The organism is Streptomyces sp. NPDC056169 (assembly GCF_042268445.1).
Classification (GTDB): Bacteria; Actinomycetota; Actinomycetes; order Streptomycetales; family Streptomycetaceae; genus Streptomyces.
Genome location: NZ_JBHJUO010000005.1, coordinates 119,896 through 139,161 on the forward strand (window position 1 = coordinate 119,896; position 19,266 = coordinate 139,161).

General features: G+C 73.1%; 12 protein-coding genes. 6 read left to right on the forward strand and 6 right to left on the reverse strand.

What is annotated here, in order from left to right; all coding sequences use genetic code 11:
• The first annotated feature begins 155 nt into the window (after nucleotides 1-155).
• The 3 genes from ACFC0G_RS09535 (at nucleotide 156) to ACFC0G_RS09545 (ending at nucleotide 4,454) form a co-directional block, all read left to right on the forward strand.
• Nucleotides 156-2,186, forward strand: coding sequence for a M4 family metallopeptidase (locus ACFC0G_RS09535; RefSeq protein WP_376399812.1), 2,031 nt, complete (start codon nucleotides 156-158; stop codon nucleotides 2,184-2,186).
• Nucleotides 2,187-2,278: 92 nt separating this feature from the next.
• Entirely contained in the window at nucleotides 2,279-2,935 is a 657-nt protein-coding gene (locus ACFC0G_RS09540; RefSeq protein ID WP_376399815.1) for a response regulator, read from the forward strand.
• Nucleotides 2,928-4,454 (forward strand): sensor histidine kinase, encoded by a 1,527-nt coding sequence (locus ACFC0G_RS09545; RefSeq protein ID WP_376399818.1) that lies wholly within the window; start codon nucleotides 2,928-2,930, stop codon nucleotides 4,452-4,454. Before ACFC0G_RS09540 ends, ACFC0G_RS09545 begins: the two co-directional genes overlap by 8 nt.
• Nucleotides 4,455-4,508: 54 nt before the next feature.
• Here the strand turns inward: ACFC0G_RS09545 and glgP are convergent, their stop codons facing one another.
• From glgP to ACFC0G_RS09575, 6 genes are all read right to left on the reverse strand, one after another.
• Nucleotides 4,509-7,064 (reverse strand): alpha-glucan family phosphorylase, encoded by a 2,556-nt coding sequence (gene glgP / locus ACFC0G_RS09550; protein ID WP_376399821.1) that lies wholly within the window; start codon nucleotides 7,062-7,064, stop codon nucleotides 4,509-4,511.
• A gap of 139 nt (nucleotides 7,065-7,203) precedes the next feature.
• Nucleotides 7,204-8,637 carry an FAD-dependent monooxygenase gene (locus tag ACFC0G_RS09555; RefSeq protein WP_376399823.1) on the reverse strand — a complete coding sequence of 478 codons (1,434 nt, stop codon included), beginning with the start codon at nucleotides 8,635-8,637 and terminating at the stop codon, nucleotides 7,204-7,206.
• 19 nt (nucleotides 8,638-8,656) lie between these two features.
• Nucleotides 8,657-9,763 (reverse strand): monodechloroaminopyrrolnitrin synthase PrnB family protein, encoded by a 1,107-nt coding sequence (locus tag ACFC0G_RS09560; RefSeq protein ID WP_376399826.1) that lies wholly within the window; start codon nucleotides 9,761-9,763, stop codon nucleotides 8,657-8,659.
• Nucleotides 9,764-9,945: 182 nt separating this feature from the next.
• Nucleotides 9,946-11,361 (reverse strand): MFS transporter, encoded by a 1,416-nt coding sequence (locus ACFC0G_RS09565; RefSeq protein WP_376400487.1) that lies wholly within the window; start codon nucleotides 11,359-11,361, stop codon nucleotides 9,946-9,948.
• Between the two features lie 68 nt (nucleotides 11,362-11,429).
• The gene (locus tag ACFC0G_RS09570) at nucleotides 11,430-12,860 is read right to left on the reverse strand and encodes a 4-hydroxyphenylacetate 3-hydroxylase family protein (RefSeq protein WP_376399829.1); all 1,431 of its coding nucleotides are present in this window, start codon (nucleotides 12,858-12,860) and stop codon (nucleotides 11,430-11,432) included.
• A gap of 153 nt (nucleotides 12,861-13,013) precedes the next feature.
• A complete protein-coding gene (locus ACFC0G_RS09575) occupies nucleotides 13,014-13,979 on the reverse strand; it encodes an AraC family transcriptional regulator (protein ID WP_376399832.1) in 966 nt (321 codons plus the stop codon).
• 117 nt (nucleotides 13,980-14,096) lie between these two features.
• On the opposite strand from ACFC0G_RS09575, the gene ACFC0G_RS09580 reads away from it, so the two are divergent.
• The 3 genes from ACFC0G_RS09580 (at nucleotide 14,097) to treS (ending at nucleotide 19,185) form a co-directional block, all read left to right on the forward strand.
• On the forward strand, nucleotides 14,097-15,038 hold the full coding sequence (locus ACFC0G_RS09580) for an SDR family oxidoreductase (protein ID WP_376399834.1): 942 nt from the start codon (nucleotides 14,097-14,099) through the stop codon (nucleotides 15,036-15,038).
• 470 nt (nucleotides 15,039-15,508) lie between these two features.
• Complete coding sequence (locus ACFC0G_RS09585) at nucleotides 15,509-17,494, forward strand: alpha-1,4-glucan--maltose-1-phosphate maltosyltransferase (protein ID WP_376399837.1); 1,986 nt, start codon at nucleotides 15,509-15,511, stop codon at nucleotides 17,492-17,494.
• Nucleotides 17,491-19,185 (forward strand): maltose alpha-D-glucosyltransferase, encoded by a 1,695-nt coding sequence (gene treS / locus ACFC0G_RS09590; RefSeq protein ID WP_376399839.1) that lies wholly within the window; start codon nucleotides 17,491-17,493, stop codon nucleotides 19,183-19,185. Before ACFC0G_RS09585 ends, treS begins: the two co-directional genes overlap by 4 nt.
• Nucleotides 19,186-19,266: the final 81 nt, after the last annotated feature.

The window sequence follows — 19,266 nt, forward strand, 5'->3', positions numbered from 1 at the left end:
CCGTCATTCCTGTCACTCTCTCCCCGGTTCTTCGCATCACTGTTCAGCGCTTCACCCGAACGAGTTCCACCCCGAACGTGCTCCACAGCTCTCCTTGCTCTGCCCGGACGGACTCACCCAAGGCCGCCGGTACCCCCCTCGCATAAGGAGTCTGCGTGAGATCCACGCCCAGCCGTCGCGCCACCGCGACCGGCGCTCTGATCGCTGCCGCCGCCATGATCGCCGTTGGCGTCCAGACGGGTTCCGCCACCGCGGCGAACACCCCCTGGAACATCGCCCCCCAGGCCCAGAAGGGCACCTCGGCGAACCCCGGCAAGCTCCCGGCCGACCTCACCCCCGCCGAGCGCGTCGCGCTCATCAAGGCGGCCGACGCCGACAAGGCCGCCACGGCCAAGTCCCTCGGCCTCGGCGCCCAGGAGAAGCTGGTCGTCCGCGACGTCGTGCAGGACCGCGACGGCACGACCCACACGCGCTACGAGCGCACCTACGCCGGACTGCCCGTCCTCGGCGGTGACCTGATCGTCGAGGAGTCGAAGGCCGGCGCCCGTCAGAGCGTCTCCAAGGCTTCCCGCGCGGAGCTGAAGAACGTCGACACCAGCGCCACCGTCACCCCGGCCGCCGCGTCGAAGCAGGCTCTGGGCGCCGCGAAGGCGGAGGGCTCCGACAAGGCCGAGACGAACCGCGCCCCGCGCAAGGTCGTCTGGATGGCCAAGGGCGCCCCCGTCCTCGCGTACGAGACCGTCGTCGGCGGCCTCCAGCACGACGGCACCCCGAACGAGCTGCACGTCGTCACGGACGCCAAGACCGGCGCGAAGCTGTACGAGTGGCAGGCCATCGAGACCGGCACCGGCAACACGCAGTACAGCGGCCAGGTGACCCTCGGCACCGCGCCCTCGTACACGCTGACCGACACCGGCCGCGGCAACCACAAGACGTACAACCTCAACGGTGGTTCGTCGGGCACCGGGACGCTGTTCAGCAACACCACCGACGTGTGGGGCAACGGCAGCCCGTCCAACAAGGAGACGGCCGGCGCCGACGCGCACTACGGCGCCGCGCTCACCTGGGACTACTACAAGAACGTGCACGGCCGCACCGGCATCAAGGGTGACGGCGTCGGCGCGTACTCGCGGGTCCACTACGGCAACGCGTACGTCAACGCGTTCTGGTCGGACTCCTGCTTCTGCATGACGTACGGCGACGGCTCGGGCAACACCAAGCCGCTGACGTCCATCGACGTGGCCGCGCACGAGATGACGCACGGCGTCACCTCCAACACGGCCGGCCTGCAGTACAGCGGCGAGTCCGGCGGCCTCAACGAGGCCACCTCGGACATCTTCGCGGCGGCCGTCGAGTTCTACGCCAACAACGCCAACGACCCGGGCGACTACCTGGTCGGCGAGAAGATCGACATCCGCGGCAACGGCACCCCGCTCCGCTACATGGACAAGCCGAGCAAGGACGGCTCGTCCAAGGACGCGTGGTACTCGGGCCTCGGCGGCATCGACGTCCACTACTCCTCGGGCCCGGCGAACCACTTCTTCTACCTGCTCTCCGAGGGCAGCGGCGTCAAGACCGTCAACGGCGTCACCTACGACTCGCCGACCTCCGACGGCCTGCCCGTCACCGGCATCGGCCGGGCCAAGGCCGAGCTGATCTGGTTCAAGGCGCTCACCACCAAGTGGGGCACGACGACGGACTACGCCGGTGCCCGCACCGGAACGGTCGACGTCGCCAAGGCGCTCTACGGCGCCACCAGCCCCGAGGTCGCGGCCGTCGAGGACGCCTGGGCCGCCATCAACGTGGGCCCGCGCTCCGGCGGCGGCACCCCGCCCACCGGCAAGGTCTTCGAGAACTCGGCCGACGTGTCCGTCCCGGACAACGGCGCCGCGGTCACCTCGACGGTCAACGTCACCGGTGTCACCGGCAACGCCCCGAGCAACCTCTCGGTCGGCGTGGACATCGTCCACACCTACCGCGGTGACCTCGTCGTCGACCTCGTCGCCCCCGACGGCTCGGTCTACAGCCTCAGCAACCGCTCCGGCGGCAGCGCCGACAACATCGTCCAGACCTTCACCGTGAACGCCTCCACCGAGGTCGCCAACGGTGCCTGGAAGCTCCGCGTCCAGGACAAGGCCTCGATCGACACCGGCTACATCAACAACTTCAAGCTCACCTTCCCGTAAGCGGGAAGGCCCACTCGGCCTGAAGTGACAGGGCGGACGCCCGGAGGGATCGTTCCCTCCGGGCGTCCGCGCGTCTGCATACTCTTGGGCGCATGATCAGGGTGCTGCTGGCCGACGACGAGACGATGATCAGGGCAGGGGTCCGGGCGATCCTCACCACCGACCCCGGGATCGAGGTGGTCGCCGAGGCCGGCGACGGCCACGAGGCGGTCGAACTCGCCCGGCTGCACCGCCCCGACGTCGCCCTGCTCGACATCCGGATGCCCCGGCTCGACGGGCTCGGCGCCGCGGAGGAGCTCCGCAGGACCGTCCCGGACACGGCCGCCGTCATGCTCACCACCTTCTCCGAGGACGCCTACATCGCGCGGGCGCTGGCCCTCGGCGTCAGCGGCTTCCTGCTCAAGTCCGGGGACCCGCGCGAACTCATCGCCGGGGTCCGGGCCGTGGCCGCCGGCGGCGCCGCGCTCTCCCCCGCCGTCGCCCGCCGGGTCATCGACACGCTCGGCGGCGAACGCCTGGGCCGGGCCGCCGAGGCGCGGGCCCGGCTGGAGCCGCTCACCGGCCGCGAGCGGGAGGTCGTCGCCCTCCTCGGCGCGGGTCTCTCCAACCAGGAGATCGCGGACCGCATGTACGTCGTCGAGGGCACCGTCAAGGCGCACGTGAGCGCCGTCCTGGGCCGGCTGGGGCTGCGCAACCGCGTGCAGCTCGCGATCCTCGCGTACGAGGCGGGCATGGTCCCCGATGCGTGAGCGCCTCTTCGACCTGGGTCTCTGGCTGCTGCTGTGCGTCCCGGTGCTGCTGAGGTCGGACCCCAACGACGGCGGGAGCTGGGCGCAGGTCGCGATCGGCGTCGTGGTGCTCGGCGGCTGCGTCGCGGTCAGCCGGAGGTGGCCGCTGGCGCCGATCGCGGTCACGGTCGCGGCGAGCCTGCCCGCCACCCTGGAGCTGTTCACCCCCTCGTACAGCCTGGCGCTCATCGCCTTCGGCTATCTCGCGGGGCGCCGCCAGGAGCACACCCGGGGCGCACTGTGGCTGTTCGGCGCGGTGGCCGCGGTCGGCCTGCTCCTCACCCGTATCACCGCCACCTCGCTCGGCCAGTGGTTCACGCTGCTCCTCGCGCTGGCCCTGGCGATCGTCGCGCCCTGGCTGATCGGCCGGTACGTCCGCCAGTACGACCGGCTCGTGCACAGCGGCTGGGAGCTCGCCGACCGGATGGAGCGCGAACAGGCGGCCGTCGCCGACCGGGAGAGGCTGCGGGAGCGGTCCAGGATCGCGGGCGACATGCACGACTCCCTGGGCCACGACCTGGCCCTGATCGCCGTGCGGGCGGGCGCCCTGGAGGTCGACCCGGCGCTCGGCCCGGACCAGCAGCACGCGGCCGGTGAGCTGCGCCGGGCGGCGGCCGACGCGACGGCCCGCCTCCGGGACGTGATCGGCGTCCTGCGCCAGCCCGACGAGGACCCGGCGCCCACGGCCCCGGGCGGCGAACCGGTCGAGGAGCTCGTCTCCCGCGCCCGAGCCTCGGGCCTCGCGGTGACCCTGACGGTGACCGGGTCGGGGCGGGAGCCGGACGGGATGGCCGGCTGGGCGCTGCACCGGGTCGTGCAGGAGGCGCTCACCAACGCGGCGAAGCACGCGCCGGGCGGCGGCGTCGACGTCCGGGTCGACTCCGGCGCCGAGCGCGTCGCCGTGGACGTCGTGAGCGGTCCGGGTACGGCCGGGTCGCCGCTCGCCTCGGGCGGCACGGGGCTCGTCGGCCTCGACGAGCGCGTACGACTGGCGGGCGGGGTCCTGTCGCACGGGCCCACGCCCGACGGGGGCTTCGCGGTCCGGGCGACCCTGCCGCGCCGGACGCCCACCGGCGCCCCGACCGCCACGCCCTCCCCCACCGCGCCCATGTCGGCCCGGGAGCTGGACCGGGTCCGCCGCCAGGTCCGCAAGGGCCTCGCGCAGGCCATCTGGATCCCGCTCGCGCTGCTCGCCGCGCTCGGTCTGCTCATGGCCGGGGTGGCGCTGTGGACCCAGCACCAGTCGTACCTGGAGCCGGACGACTACGAGCGGATGCGGATCGGGCAGTCCCTCCACGACATCACCGAGGCCGAGGACCTGCCCGACCGGCCGCTGGACGGCCCGCCGAAGGGTGTTCCGGCGGAGCCGCCCGGTGTGGACGAGTGCCGGTACTACCGGTCCACGCTGTTCGCCGCGGTCCCGGTGTACCGGCTCTGCTTCACCGGCGGGCACCTCGCCGACAAGGCCGAGGTGCGCTGACGCCGGAGTGCGCCGGCGCCGGAGTGCGCCGGCGCCGAGGAGCGCCGGCGCCGTCTACCGCAGCAGGACGCCCGCGCCCTCCCCCGTCGTCTCCTCCGGCAGGGCCAGGAGGCCCGGCTCCGACGGGTGGGCGAGGAGCGGGTGCGCGGGCAGGACGCGGACCGTGCAGCCGAAGGGCCCGGTCCGGTCGAGCTCCAGGGTGCCCGCGTAGGGCAGGCGCCCCTCCAGGTCCGGGCCGCCCGCCGGCTTCAGGGTGGCGGTGCGGGTGTCCGCGAGGGTGTCGTCGGCGTCGACCCGGCCGGTGACGGCCTGCACCTCGACGTCGTCGGGGCCGAGTTCGCCCAGGGCGACCCGGACCCGGACGACCGGGGTCGAGCCGAGCTCCGCGTCCGCCAGGTCGTCCGCGAGCTCGTCGCCGACCTCGACGTGGTCGACGGACACCTTGGGCCAGCCTTCCCGGACCCGGGCCTTCCAGGCCGCGAGTTCCCGCGCCCGGTCCGGGGTGAGCGCCCGGCGGGCGGCGCCGGCGGGGACGTACAACCGCTCGACGTACTCGCGGACCATCCGGTCGGCGAGCACCTTCGGGCCGAGGTCGGCGAGGGTGCGCCGGACCATCGCCGTCCAGGCGGCCGGCACGCCGTCGGGGCCCCGGTCGTAGAAGCGGGGGGCGACCCGGCGCTCGATCAGCTCGTAGAGGGCGGCGGCCTCCAGGTCGTCGCGGCGCTCCTCGTCGGCGGCGGCCGCGCCGTCGGCGGTGGGGATGGCCCAGCCGAAGTCGGACTCGAACCACTCGTCCCACCAGCCGTCGAGGACGGAGAGGTTGAGGCAGCCGTTGAGGGCGGCCTTCATGCCGCTGGTGCCGCAGGCCTCCAGGGGGCGGAGGGGGTTGTTGAGCCAGACGTCGCAGCCGGGGTAGAGGCCGCGGGCCATCGCCATGCCGTAGTCGGGCAGGAAGACGATCCGGTGCCGGACCCGGGGGTCGTCGGCGAAGCGGACCAGCTCCTGCACGAGCCGCTTCCCGCCGTCGTCGGCGGGGTGTGCCTTGCCCGCGACGACGAGCTGCACGGGCCTCTCGGGGTGGAGCAGCAGGGCGCGCAGCCGGTCCTTGTCCCGCAGCATGAGCGTGAGCCGCTTGTACGAGGGGACGCGGCGGGCGAAGCCGATGGTGAGGACGTCGGGGTCGAGGACGGAGTCGGTCCAGCCGAGTTCGGCGGCGGCGGCGCCGCGGTGCCGCCAGGAGGCCCGGAGCCGGTCCCGTACGTCGGTCACGAGCCGTTCGCGGAGGGTGCGGCGCAGCTCCCACAGCTCCCGGTCGGAGGCGTCGGGGCCGAGCCGTCCGACCTCGGGGGCGACCCAGGTGGGGGCGTGGACGCCGTTGGTGATCGAGGTGATGGGCACCTCGTCGGCGTCGAAGCCCGGCCAGAGCCCGGCGAACATGGACCGGCTGACGGCGCCGTGGAGGGTGGAGACGCCGTTGGCGCGCTGCGCGAGGCGCAGGCCCATGGCGGCCATGTTGAAGACGCCGGGGTCGCCGCCGAGCGGGGTCTCGTCGCCGAGGGCGAGGACGCGGCCGGTGTCGACGCCGGGGAGGGCGCCGTCCTGGCCGAGGTGGCGGGCGACCAGGCTGCGGTCGAAGCGGTCGATGCCGGCCGGGACGGGGGTGTGGGTGGTGAAGACGGTTCCGGCCCTGACGGTCTCCAGGGCGGCGTCGAAGTCGAGCCCCTCCCCCTGGAGTTCGCGGATGCGTTCGAGGCCGAGGAGTCCGGCGTGGCCCTCGTTGGTGTGGAAGACCTCGGGTGCGGGGGTGCCGGTGAGCCGGGTGTACGTGCGGACGGCACGGACGCCGCCGATGCCGAGCAGCATCTCCTGGAGGAGCCGGTGCTCGCTGCCGCCGCCGTACAGCCGGTCGGTGACGCTCCGTTCGCCGGGGGCGTTCTCCTCGACGTCGGAGTCGAGCATGAGGAGCGGGACGCGGCCGACCTGCGCGATCCAGATGTGGGCGTGCAGGCTGCGCCCGCCGGGCAGGGCGAGGGTGATCCGGGCGGGGGTGCCGTCGGCCTCGCGGAGCAGGGTGACCGGCAGCTCGCCGGGGTCGAGGACGGGGTACTGCTCCTGCTGCCAGCCGTCGCGGCCGAGGGACTGCCGGAAGTAGCCGTGGCGGTAGAGCAGGCCGACGCCGATCAGCGGGACGCCGAGGTCGCTGGCGGACTTGAGGTGGTCGCCGGCGAGGATGCCGAGGCCGCCGGAGTACTGGGGCAGGGCAGCGGCGACGCCGAACTCGGGCGAGAAGTAGGCGACGGCGGCGGGCGGCTGCCCGGGTTGCCCCTGGTACCAGCGGGGGGCGTGGAGATAGGTGTCGAGGTCCTCTGCGGCGGCGGCGAGCCGGGCCAGGAAGTCCCGGTCGGCGGCGAGCGCGGCGAGCCGGGGGGCTTCGAGGCTGCCGAGGATCCGGACGGGATCGGCGCCGGCCACGTCCTCGGAGGCGAGGGACGAGAAGAGCGCGCAGGTGGGTTCGTGCCAGGACCAGCGCAGGTTGTGCGCGAGGTCGGCGAGGGGTCGAAGGGTGTCGGGGAGGACGGGACGCACGGTGAATCGACGGATTGCCTTCACGTGTTCCACCTTCGCAGGCGAGTACGGAGCGGAGTGGACGCACCACGCTGTGCGTCCGTCGTTCCGCTCCGACGTTAGGTCACCTCGCCTCGTGGGGCCACGGCGCGTCGGGGAGCGCGGCGTGTCGGCCCGGTGGGTTTCAGCCGATGGCGGGGAGCCGCACCTCGTACGGGGAGCCCTGGTTGACCGTGTCGGGGTCGAAGGCCCCGGCGGCGGCGTACCGCCCGGCGACGGTGGCGAGTTCCTCGGCCGGGAGGACGTCGTGGATGTCGGTGAAGCCGTGCGGGGCGCGCTCGTGGGCGAGGTTGATGACGACCTCGGGGCCGAGCCGCCGGTTGGCGCGCTGGAGCGCGGTCATGGCGGGCCGGCGTTCGGACTCGTACGCGGCGAGGCCCTCGGCCGGGTCGTCGTGCCGGGCCAGCGCGTGGGCGAGGGCGCGGGCGTCGACGATCGACTGGGTGGCCCCGTTGGACCCGGTCGGGTACATGGCGTGGGCGGCGTCGCCGACGAGGGTCGTCCGGCCGTGGGTCCAGCGGTCGAGGGGTTCGCGGTCGACCATCGGGTACTCGTGCGCGGAGTCGGCGGCGCGCAGGACGTCGGGGACGCTGACGCCGTCGAACTCCCAGCCCTCGTAGAAGCGGAGGAACGTTTCCACGGGCACGGAACGATCCCAGTCGCCGCGCAGCCGCTCCTCGCCGGAGCCGATGCCGGAGCCGATGCCGGAGCCGATGCCGGAGCCGGACCCGGAGCCGGAGCCGGAGCCGGCCCCGCTCCCGGACCCGTTGCCGGTCTCCGCCGGGCGGGCCAGCGCCCAGTTCACCAGGACCTCACGGCCCGGCCCCGTCGGCCGGCCCATCGGGTACACGACGGCCTTCTGCCGGTCGTCGCCGGCGATCAGCATGAACGAGCCCACCGCCCGCGCCGGCATCCGGGACACCCCCCGCCACACCAGCATCCCGTTCCACGGCGGCCCGCCCTCGCCCGGGTACAGGGCCGCCCGGACCGCCGACCGGATGCCGTCCGCGCCCACCAGCACGTCCGCTTCGAGCGAGGCCCGGCCCCGCACGGCCCCCGACCGGTGCTCCAGGCGCAGCCGGGGCCGGCCGTCGGGCAGCGGCTCCACCCCGCTCACCCGGACCCCGGTCACCAGCGCCGCCGCGCCGAGCCGGGCCCGGACCGCCCCCGCGAGGACCTGCTGGAGGTGTGCGCGGTGCACCGAGAGCTGCGGCCAGCGGTAGCCCGCGCCGAGGCCGCGCGGCTCGCGGGATATCAGGCCGCCCGAGCGGTGGTAGTAGCGCAGTTCGCGGGTGCGCAGGGCGCCGGCCTCCAGCGCGTCGAGCAGGCCGAGGGCGTCCAGTTCGCGGACGGCGTTCGGCATCAGGTTGAGTCCGGCGCCCACCGGGCGGATCGCGGCCGCCGCCTCGACGACCGTGACCCGCTCGAATCCGGCGGCGTGCAGGGAGAGCGCGGTGGTGAGCCCGGCGATGCCGCCGCCGGCGATCACGATGTGCGGGCTCCGTCCGTAGAGGGAGGACACGGGGACGGAAGCGGGGGAGGAAGCGTGGAGGGACATCGACTGCTCCTTCGGGCCGCTACGCGGCGGCGGGCCCGACAGGGGCCCCTGCGGGACGGCGTCGCACGGTCGCGCGGCGCACCATGGTCTCGTTCTCCCTGGTCAGGTCCAGGATCGAGCGCAGCAGCGCGATCGGGGCGCCGCCGCTGCCCTCCTCGTACAGGCGCACGTCGTCGCTGTACGCCTTGCGGGCGATGCCGATGTGCCGGGCCCGGAACGTCTTGAGGATCCGTAGCACCCGGCCGAGCGCGGCCGCCGAGGCCACGAGCTCGGGCGGCAGCCGGTCGACCTCCTCCCAGCTCACCGCCGCCGACAGCTTGCTCACGGCCGACACCCCGCCCCGGTGCCGGGCGTGGAACTCCCGCCAGGCCGGCAGGGCGTACGGCAGGGACTCGGCCAGGAAGGCGTCGTAGGCGGTGTCGGAGCGGTCGCACTGCCACAGCGTCAGGTCGACGAGCCAGAGCGGGACCTGCGCGGCGGCCGGCCCCAGGTAGTCGCGGCCCGCCACTTCGACCTCCTCGAAGTACGGCCGCAGGGTCACCGCGAAGTACTCCGGCGAGACCTGCGCGACCGTGAGGTCGATGGAGTCCACCATCGCCCGTACGTGGCGGGCGATCCGGTCCAGGGCGGCGGCGAAGCAGGGGTCGTACGGTTCGAGCCGGGCGACCCGGGAGCAGTCGTCGAGCGCCGCGACGAGCCCAGGGAAGACCATGCGGACCGCCTCCTGGAGCCGGGCCTCGGTCGGATGGCCGGTGTACGAGCGGCGGCGCGGGCCGGGCGGGTTCCAGGTCGTGTAGTGGTGGACGGTGTCCCGGGGCACCATGTCCGTCCGGCGGCCGAGGAGTTCGAGCACCGGCAGCGCCTCGGGGACGGCGGCGAGGGGCTGCACGCCGTGGCGTTTCAGCGAGCCGAGCAGGATGCCGAGGTCCCGCATCGCCGCCAGCGCGGCCCCGACGCTCCACTGGGCGGCCCGGTCCTGATCGGGGACCAGGGCGCGCAGGGCGACGGTCAGGGCGGCGGTGTCGGCCCGGTCGTTCATCGCGGGCACCGCGGCGAGCAGGGCGTCGGCGCCGAGCGGGTCGGCGGCACGTATGTCCTCGGTGCGATGGCGCGGATCGCCGAACAAGAAAACGCTCCTCTTCTTCAGGGCTCGGTTCGCCTCCGGGGCGCTGGTGCGGCTGTCGACGGTCGACCGTGCTCGGTCCCTCGTTCCTCGGGACCTCTGCGCGCTCTCCCTTTCGACAGCCGCGCGCCCCTTCGGCTCACTCGCCGGTGGTCGTGGGCATCGTTCACGTGGCGTACGGGTGGTCAGAGAGGGTCCGGTACCCGGTCCTCCTCCGATGACGGGTCCCGTTCCGGGAGGTGGAGGCGTACGGAGAGCAGGGCGGCCAGGGCGGCGAACGCGGCGCCGGTGAGCAGCGCGGCGCGGAAGCCGGCCGTCTCGGCGACGGCGCGGGCGGCGTCGTGGGCCTCGGTACGGGAGGTGGCGACGGCCACCAGGACGGCGAGGCCGAGGACGGAGCCGAACTGCTGGCTGGTGTTGACGAGTCCGGAGGCGAGTCCGGTCTCCTCGGGCGCGGCCTCGGCGGTGGCGGCGACGTTGGTGGTGACCATGACGAGCGGCAGCGCGGCGCCCAGGAGCAGGCTGGGTGCGAGGACGGTGGTCGCGAAGGTGCCGTCGGCGGTGAGCGCGAGGGCCAGCCAGAGGGTACCGGCGCAGAGCAGGGCGAAGCCGAGGGTCATGGTCCGGTGCAGGCCGATGCGGAAGAGGATCCGGCCGGTCTGCGGGGCGACCGCGACGACGACGAGCGAGAGGGGCAGCAGGCCGAGGCCGCCGCCCAGGGGCGCGTACCCGAGGACGCTCTGGAGGTAGAGGCTGACCAGGAAGAACATCGGGAACAGGGTGGTCTGGGCGAGCGCGGCGAGGACGTTGGCGAGGCGGAGCGCGGGGCGCCTGAGCACCGGGGGCGGGACGAGCGGGGCGGCGGCGCGGGTCTCGACGGCGGCGAAGGCGAGGAGCAGCGCGACTCCGGCTCCGCCGGCGCCGAGGGTACGGGCGGAGGTCCAGCCGGCCTCGGCCCCGCCGACGAGGGCGTAGGCGACGAGTCCGAGTCCGGCGGTCGCGGTGAGCGCCCCTGCGAGGTCGAAGCCGCCGGTCGCGACCGCTCCCCCGGTCGCGTCCGCTCCACCCGGCGCGTCCGCTCCGCCGCGCGCGTCCGCTCCCCCGCGGTCGTCCAGGAGTCGGAGTGCGAGGGCGGCGAGGGCGGCCGCGAGCAGGACGTTCAGCCAGAACGTGGAGCGCCAGCCGAGGAGGTCGGTGAGGGCGCCGCCGAGGACCGTGCCGAGGACGCCGCCGAGGCCGCCCATCGCGGCGAAGGCGCCGAGCGCCTTGTGCCGGGCGGGGCCGTCGGGGAAGAGCAGGAGCAGCAGGGCGAAGGCGGCGGCCGCCGCGAGGGCGGCGCCGACGCCCTGGGCGGCGCGGGCGGCGACGAGCGAGGCGGCGCCGGGGGCGAGCCCGCCGGCGGCGGAGGCGGCGGCGAGGAGGGCGAGTCCGGCGAGGAAGACCCGCCGGTGGCCGAGGAGGTCGGCGACGCGTCCGCCGAGGAGGAGCAGTCCGCCGAAGGTGATCAGGTAGGCGTTGGCGACCCAGGAGAGGCCGGCGGAGCCGGAGCCGAGGTCCGCGCCGACGGAGGGCAGGGCGACGTTGACGATCGCGGTGTCCATGATCAGGAGCAGCTGGGTGGAGGCGAGCAGCGCGAGCGCCCCGCGCCGCGGCCCCGGTGGCGGCGTCGTCACCGGGTCGTCCCCAGGCCGTAGCCGTCGAGGCAGTCCTGGGCGAGCCCCTCGCACTCCCCCGCGGAGCCGGCCCAGGTCTGCATGGTCAGGTAGACGTGCGGGGCTCCGTGGTAGAAGCGCTCGTACTGCTCGTGGCGGCCGGCGAACTCGGAACCGAGCGCGTCCCAGGCGAGCTTGAGGAGTTTGAGGCGGTCCTCTGCGGGATGGCCGGGGGTGCGGAAGTACTGCCGGACGAGCGGGCCGAGTTCGGGGTGGAGGAGGTCCCGGCCGCTCGCGGGGAGCTGGACGAGGGCGCCGCCCGCGAGGAGTTTGACGTCCTGGACGGCGCGCGGGTAGAGCTCGCCGGCCATGATCCGCTGGGCGAAGGAGATCTCCTGGCCCGGGCGGACCCCGCCGCGGCCCTCGTCGACCTCTTCGAAGGAGGCCTCGGCGGCGAGGACGAAGGCCTTGGCCTGGGCGACCATGCCGAGGAGCCGGCCGAGGGCCTGGGTGACGGGCGGCAGCTTCTCGGTGCCGTGCGAGCGGGCGACGAGGATCGCGAGGCCGGTGAGGAACTCCAGCTTCGTCCAGAAGCGGGTGGCGGACTGGTGGACGAAGTTGAGATAGGCGGGGGTCTGCCACCAGATGGCGCCGGTGGTGGCCGGGTCCCGGTAGGTGAGGACCCGCTCCCAGGGCACGAACACGTCCTCGCAGACGAGCATCGCGTCGTTCTCGTCGTACCGGGAGGAGAGCGGGTGGTCGAAGACGGACCGGGAGCGTCCCTCGTAGGAGGTGCGGGAGATCAGCTTGAGGCCGGGGGTGTCGAGCCGTAAGGAGAAGGTGACGGCGTGCTCGGTGTCGTCGGCGGCCAGCGGTTCGATGGTGCCGACGAGGATCTCGTCGGCGAAGACGGCCCCGGTGCCGATGGTCTTGGCGCCGCGGACGACGATCCCGCCGTCCCGTTCGCCGACGATCCGGAGCGTGAGGTCGTCCTCGCCGGGGCCGGAGGCCGGGTTGGTGAGGGTGAAGGCGGCGTGCAGGTCGCCCTCGGCGAGCCGGCGGTGGAAGCCGAGGGCGTGCTCGGCGCCGTCGAAGGTCTCGCCGGTGAAGACGCCGGGCAGGGCGGCGAACCCGGCCGCGCCGGCGGCCATGTAGTCGGGGGTGCGGCCGAGGAATCCGTAGCTCGCCCGGGCCGTCGTCCGGAAGGCCCGGCGCCGGGCCACGAGGTCCTCGTAGGCGCGGGGCACGGCGTAGGCGCGCCGCACCCCGCCCTGGACGAGGACGGGGTGGTGCACGGGGTCGTCGGCGAGGTCGTACAGACCGGCGAAGGAGGCCGCCGTGGCCCGGAAGGCGGGGTGCGCGGTGACGTCCTTGACGCGCTCCCCGTCGAGCCAGATCTCGCGCCCGTCCCGCAGCGCCTCCAGATACTCCTGCCCGGACCTCGTCACCGGTCGCTCGCCTCTCCTCGGGGTGTCACGGCTCTGCCGTCCCGAGCCTGTCCGGCGAGGAGCGTCCGGGCAATGAACGTCCGTCCAGGTGTCCTTATGAACCGGCCAGCCCCGGCGTGCCGCCTGGACACGCCGTGAACGGCCCGGTCCGGCTCAGGCGGCCCTGGCGACCCCCGCGCGGTACTCGCCCGGCGTCACCCCGAACCACTTGCGGAAGGCGAGGTGGAAGCCGACGGCGCTCTGGTAGCCGATGCGGGCGGGCAGGGCCGACTGCGGGAGCGACGTCTCGGAGAGGAGCCGTACGGCCTCCTGCATGCGGCGGGCGGCGAGGTAGCGGGCCGGGGACTCGCCGACGAGTTCGCGGAAGGCGGCGGTGAACGCGGAGCGGGACATGCCGACCTCCCGGGCGAGGGAGTCGATCGTCCAGGACTCGGCGAACCGGGTCGCCATCATGACCACGGCCCGGCTGATGCCGGGGTGCCGCAGCAGGGGCAGCGAGGCGGGGTTTCCCGCGAGTTCGCGCAGGAGGGGGCGGAGCGCGAGGACGAGGGCCATCTCGAAGGCGCGCAGGGTGATGAGCCGGTCGCCGGGGCCCACGGGCCGGTCGGGTGCGGCGAGCAGCCGGAGGGTGTCGCGCAGCAGCGGCTCCCGGTCGACCTGGGCTCCGTCGAGGACGAGGGCCCAGGGCAGCGAGGTGTAGAGGCCGGTGGCGGCGCTGGCGTCGTAGTGCAGTCCGGCGCAGAGCAGCCGGGCCTCGGGTCCCGTGCCCTCGATGACGATCTCGCCGGAGGTGCCGGGCTGCCGTTCGGGCAGGACGGCCTTGAGGGGGACGCCCTGACGCTCGGGGCGGTCGGAGAGGCGGTGCGCGGTGCCGGTGGGGAAGACGACGAGGTCGCCGGCGTGCAGCTCGACGGAGGCCTCCCCGTCGGTGGTGATCCAGCAGTCGCCCTCGACGACGTAGTGGAGGACGGCGCAGCTGCGCTCGGCGTCGCCCTCGATGGCCCAGGGGGCGCGGACGTGCCAGCGGCTGTCGAAGACTCCGGTGAGCCGGAGGGGTTTCAGCAGTTCACTGAGGAGGTCCTCGCGCTGGTCGTGACGGTCGGTTCCCACGGTTTCCATGGACGATCCTTCAACTTCCGCCCCGGTTTGTTAATTGAACGGCCGAAGCCGTCGCGGCGAGCCTGGAAGCAGCCGACACGACAGCAGCGACAGCCTATCGAAGGGCCTCAGAAACACATGTCCAGTGAGATTCCGATGCGGGTGGCGGTCGTGGGCGCGACCGGATTCCAGGGCGGCGCGGTGGCCCGCCTGCTGGCCGAGCGGCACCACCGGGTCCGTGCCCTGACGCGGCGGCCCGAGGCCGACCGGCCGCCGCTTCCCGGCGCGTTCTTCCTCGCCGGCGACCTGGGGCGGCCGGGCGACGTGCGGCGGCTCTTCGAGGGGACGACGCACGCGTTCGTCACGATGCCGCTGGTGTACGAGCCGGAGCGGGTGGAGGCGTACGCGCGGAACATCGCGGAGGCGGCGCTCGGGGCGGGCACGATCCGGCTGGTGTTCAACGCCAACACGCGCATCCCGCACGGTCCGACGGAGTTCGCCGCCTTCGAGACGCGGCGTCTCGCGGAGCGGGTGCTGCGGGACAGCGGGGTGCCGCTGGTGGTGATCCGGCCGCCGGTCTACCTCGACAACCTGTTCTCGCCGTGGAACGGCCCCGCTCTCGTCGACGACGGCGTGCTCGCCTATCCGCTGCCGGAGTCGGCGCGGACGGCGTGGCTCTCGCACCGGGGCCTGGCGGAGGCGGCGCTGGCGGCGCTGACCCGGGAGGGCCTGGAGGGGCGGACGTTCGACATCGGCGGCGCGGCGGCGCTGACGGGCGGCGAACTCGCGGCGGCCTTCGGGCGGGGCCTCGGCCGGGCGGTGCGGTACCAGGAGCTGGATCCGGTCGACTTCGAGCACGGTCTCGCCGGTCTCGTCGGCCCGGCGGCGGCGGCCGGGGTGGCCGGGGTCTACCACTACATGGCGACCGGCGCGGACCCGCTGCTCATGGCGGGCGACGACGGGGTGTCGGCGGAGGTGCTCGCGCTCGAACCGGCCCCGGTGGAGGAGTGGGTGTCCCGCCAGCCGTGGCAGGTCTGGTCGACGGACGCGGAGGAGCCGGACACCTCCCCGCGCCGCTGACAGCCGCACAGGAACCGGCCCCGTCCCCCTCCCGGACGGGGCCGCTTCGCGTGCGCCCGGCGAGTGAGCCGAAGGGGCGCGCCGGGGGAACAGGGGCGGGCGCGCGGAGGATCGTGAGGAACGAGCGATTCGAGCACGGCCGCCCCTGTGAGCCCGGCTCCGGCGCCCCGGAGGTGAACCGAGCCCCGAAAAGGGAGGGGCGGGGCTTTTTTGGTCGTCGGGGTCCTTGCCGGGGTGGCTACGTCCTAGTAGTTAACAAAGCGCCGGATTGCCCACCCGAGAACGGTGGGAAGGCTCCTCCGGTACACACCCCCGGACCCGTGCAACGCGTACTCCCTGTGGACCCGCCATCCGAGTGAACGCGGACAGGAGCGGCCATGCCCGCAACCCGCCGGCCGTCGACGGAGCTAGAAAGAGCGCACCACCACCCGCACCCCCGTAACCCGTCAGGTGATGCTGTGAATCCGCTCATGGGACGCATTCCCGTACTGGACGTACGCCCGCTGGTCGACTGTGGCCGGCGCCCCGCGAAAGCGGTGGCCGGAGAGACCTTCGAGGTGACGGCGACCGTCTTCCGCGAAGGCCACGACGCGGTCGCCGCCAATGTCGTGCTGCGCGGCCCGTCCGGCCGCCCCGGCCCGTGGACCCCGATGCGCGAACTGGCCCCCGGTACCGACCGGTGGGGCGCCGAGGTCACCCCGGACGCCGAGGGCCCGTGGACGTACACCGTCGAGGCGTGGAGCGACCCGGTGGCCACCTGGCGCCACACGGCGAAGATCAAGATCCCGGCCGGGATCGACTCCGAACTGGTCCTCGCCGAGGGGGCCGAGCTGCACGAGCGGGCCGCGAAGGGCGTCCCGAAGAAGGGCGGCGGCCGGGAGGCCGTGCTCGCCGCGGCGGACGCGCTGCGCGACGTCTCCCGCCCGGCCGCGGTCCGGCTGGCGGCGGCGCTCGCCCCGCGGGTCGTCGACTCCCTCGACCGGTACCCGCTGCGCGAACTCCTCTCCTCCTCCCCCGCGTTGCCGCTCCAGGTGGAGCGGGAGCGCGCCCTGTTCGGTTCCTGGTACGAGTTCTTCCCGCGCTCGGAGGGCGTGCGGAAGGTCAAGGGCCGTACGGTCCCGGGGAACTTCCGTACCGCGGCCGAGCGCCTCCCGGCGGTCGCGGCGATGGGCTTCGACGTGGTGTACCTGCCGCCGGTGCACCCGATCGGCGAGACCCACCGCAAGGGCCCGAACAACTCCCTGTCGGCGTCGCCGAACGACGTGGGCGTGCCGTGGGCGATCGGTTCCCCGGAGGGCGGGCACGACGCGCTCCACCCGGACCTGGGCACCTTCGAGGACTTCGACGCGTTCGTGGCGCGGGCCCGGGAGCTGCGGCTGGAGATCGCCCTGGACTTCGCGCTCCAGTGCTCGCCGGACCACCCGTGGGTGGAGAAGCACCCGGAGTGGTTCCACCACCGTCCGGACGGTTCGATCGCGTACGCGGAGAACCCGCCGAAGAAGTACCAGGACATCTACCCCGTCGCGTTCGACGCCGACATGGACGGGATCGTCGCGGAGACGGTCCGGGTGCTGCGGCACTGGATGGACCACGGGGTGCGGATCTTCCGCGTCGACAATCCGCACACGAAGCCGGTGGTGTTCTGGGAGCGGGTGATCGGCGAGATCAACGGCGCGGACCCGGACGTGATCTTCCTGGCGGAGGCGTTCACGCGGCCGGCGATGATGCGGACCCTCGGCGCGATCGGCTTCCAGCAGTCGTACACGTACTTCACCTGGCGCAACACCAAGGAGGAGCTGACGGAGTACCTCACCGAGCTGTCCGGGGAGACGGCCGCGCAGATGCGGCCGAACTTCTTCGTGAACACCCCCGACATCCTGCACGCCTACCTCCAGGAGGGCGGCCGGCCCGCGTTCGAGGCGCGGGCGGTGCTCGCGGCGACGCTCTCCCCGTCCTGGGGCATGTACGCCGGCTACGAGCTGTGCGAGGGGACCGCGCTGCGGGACGGCAGCGAGGAGTACCTGGACTCGGAGAAGTACGAACTCAGGCCCAGGGACTGGGAGTCGGCGGAGCGGGCCGGGAGGACGATCACTCCGCTCATCACCGCCCTGAACCGGATCAGGCGCCGTCACCCGGCGCTCCGCCGGCTGCGGAACATCACCTTCCATGAGACCGACAACCCGCAGGTGATCGCGTACAGCAAGCGTTCGGGTTCGAACACCGTTCTGGTGGTCGTCAACCTCGACCCGCACCACACCCAGGAGGCGACGGTCTCGTTGGACATGCCGGAACTCGGCCTCGACTGGCACGAGACCGTGCCGGTGCGCGACGAGCTCACCGGCGAGACCTATCACTGGGGCAGGACCGACTACGTGCGCCTAGAGCCGGGTGTCACACCCGCGCACGTCCTCGTCCTGCGACCGTCCCCGCAGACCGGAGGGTCACCCACATCATGACTGTCAACGAGCCCGTCCCCGACACCTTCGAGGACACCCCCGCCAAGGACCGCGATCCCGACTGGTTCAAACGGGCCGTCTTCTACGAGGTCCTCGTCCGCTCCTTCCAGGACAGCAACGGCGACGGCGTCGGCGACCTGAAGGGCATCACGGCCAAGCTGGACTACCTCCAGTGGCTGGGCGTGGACTGCCTCTGGCTTCCGCCGTTCTTCAAGTCCCCCTTGCGGGACGGCGGATACGACGTCGCCGACTACACATCGGTACTCCCCGAGTTCGGCGACCTGGCCGACTTCGTCGAGTTCGTCGACTCGGCCCACCAGCGCGGAATGCGCGTGGTCATCGACTTCGTCATGAACCACACGAGCGACCAGCACGAGTGGTTCCAGGAGTCGCGGCGCGACCCCGAAGGGCCGTACGGCGACTACTACGTCTGGGCCGACGACGACAAGCAGTACGCGGACGCGCGGATCATCTTCGTCGACACCGAGTCCTCGAACTGGACCTTCGACCCGGTCCGCAAGCAGTACTACTGGCACCGGTTCTTCTCGCACCAGCCGGACCTCAACTACGAGAACCCGGCGGTGCAGGAGGAGATCCTCTCCGCGCTGAAGTTCTGGCTGGACCTGGGGATCGACGGGTTCCGGCTCGACGCGGTGCCGTACCTGTACCAGCAGGAGGGCACCAACTGCGAGAACCTCCCGGCGACCCACGGCTTCCTCAAGCGGGTCCGCAAGGAGATCGACGACCACTACCCGGACACGGTGCTGCTCGCCGAGGCGAACCAGTGGCCGGAGGACGTCGTCGACTACTTCGGCGACTTCCGCTCGGGCGGCGACGAGTGCCACATGGCCTTCCACTTCCCGGTCATGCCGCGGATCTTCATGGCCGTGCGGCGCGAGTCCCGCTACCCGGTCTCGGAAATCCTCGCGAAGACCCCGGAGATCCCCTCCGGCTGCCAGTGGGGCATCTTCCTGCGCAACCACGACGAGCTCACCCTCGAAATGGTCACGGACGAAGAGCGCGACTACATGTACGCCGAGTACGCCAAGGATCCGCGGATGCGGGCCAACATCGGCATCCGGCGGCGTCTCGCCCCGCTCCTCGACAACGACCGCAAGCAGATGGAGCTCTTCACCGCGCTGCTCTTCTCGCTGCCCGGTTCGCCGGTGCTCTACTACGGCGACGAGATCGGCATGGGCGACAACATCTGGCTGGGCGACCGGGACGGGGTGCGGACCCCGATGCAGTGGACGCCCGACCGGAACGCGGGCTTCTCCTCCTGCGACCCGGGGCGGCTCTATCTGCCGACCATCATGGACCCGGTCCACGGCTACCAGGTGACCAACGTCGAGGCGGGCATGGCCTCGCCGTCCTCGCTGCTGCACTGGACGAAGCGGATGATCGAGATCCGTAAGCAGAACCGGGCCTTCGGCACGGGCACGTACACGGAACTCCCGGCGTCCAACCCGGCGGTGCTCGCCTTCCTCCGCGAGGATGGCGACGACCTCGTCCTCTGCGTGAACAACTTCTCGCGGTTCGCGCAGCCGACCGAGCTCGATCTACGGCGCTTCGCCGGCACCCAGCCGGTGGAGCTGATCGGCGGGGTGACGTTCCCGGCCATCGGCGAGCTGCCCTACCTCCTGACCCTTGCGGGACACGGCTTCTACTGGTTCCGTCTCAAGAAGGGCTGACCGACGGTCAGTTCGGATTCGTCCGGGGTGGGACGGTTTCCCCCGTCCCCCTCTGGGCACTGTGACCCACACACGATTCAG

Excerpts from the sequence above, each read along its gene's own strand:
- treS (WP_376399839.1), top strand. The coding sequence starts at position 17,491 with ATGACTGTCAACGAGCCCGTCCCCGACACCTTCGAGGACACCCCCGCC.
- ACFC0G_RS09540 (WP_376399815.1), top strand. The coding sequence starts at position 2,279 with ATGATCAGGGTGCTGCTGGCCGACGACGAGACGATGATCAGGGCAGGG.
- ACFC0G_RS09575 (WP_376399832.1), bottom strand. The coding sequence starts at position 13,979 with ATGGAAACCGTGGGAACCGACCGTCACGACCAGCGCGAGGACCTCCTC.
- ACFC0G_RS09545 (WP_376399818.1), top strand. The coding sequence starts at position 2,928 with ATGCGTGAGCGCCTCTTCGACCTGGGTCTCTGGCTGCTGCTGTGCGTC.
- ACFC0G_RS09580 (WP_376399834.1), top strand. The coding sequence starts at position 14,097 with ATGTCCAGTGAGATTCCGATGCGGGTGGCGGTCGTGGGCGCGACCGGA.
- ACFC0G_RS09585 (WP_376399837.1), top strand. The coding sequence starts at position 15,509 with ATGGGACGCATTCCCGTACTGGACGTACGCCCGCTGGTCGACTGTGGC.
- ACFC0G_RS09565 (WP_376400487.1), bottom strand. The coding sequence starts at position 11,361 with ATGGACACCGCGATCGTCAACGTCGCCCTGCCCTCCGTCGGCGCGGAC.
- ACFC0G_RS09555 (WP_376399823.1), bottom strand. The coding sequence starts at position 8,637 with ATGTCCCTCCACGCTTCCTCCCCCGCTTCCGTCCCCGTGTCCTCCCTC.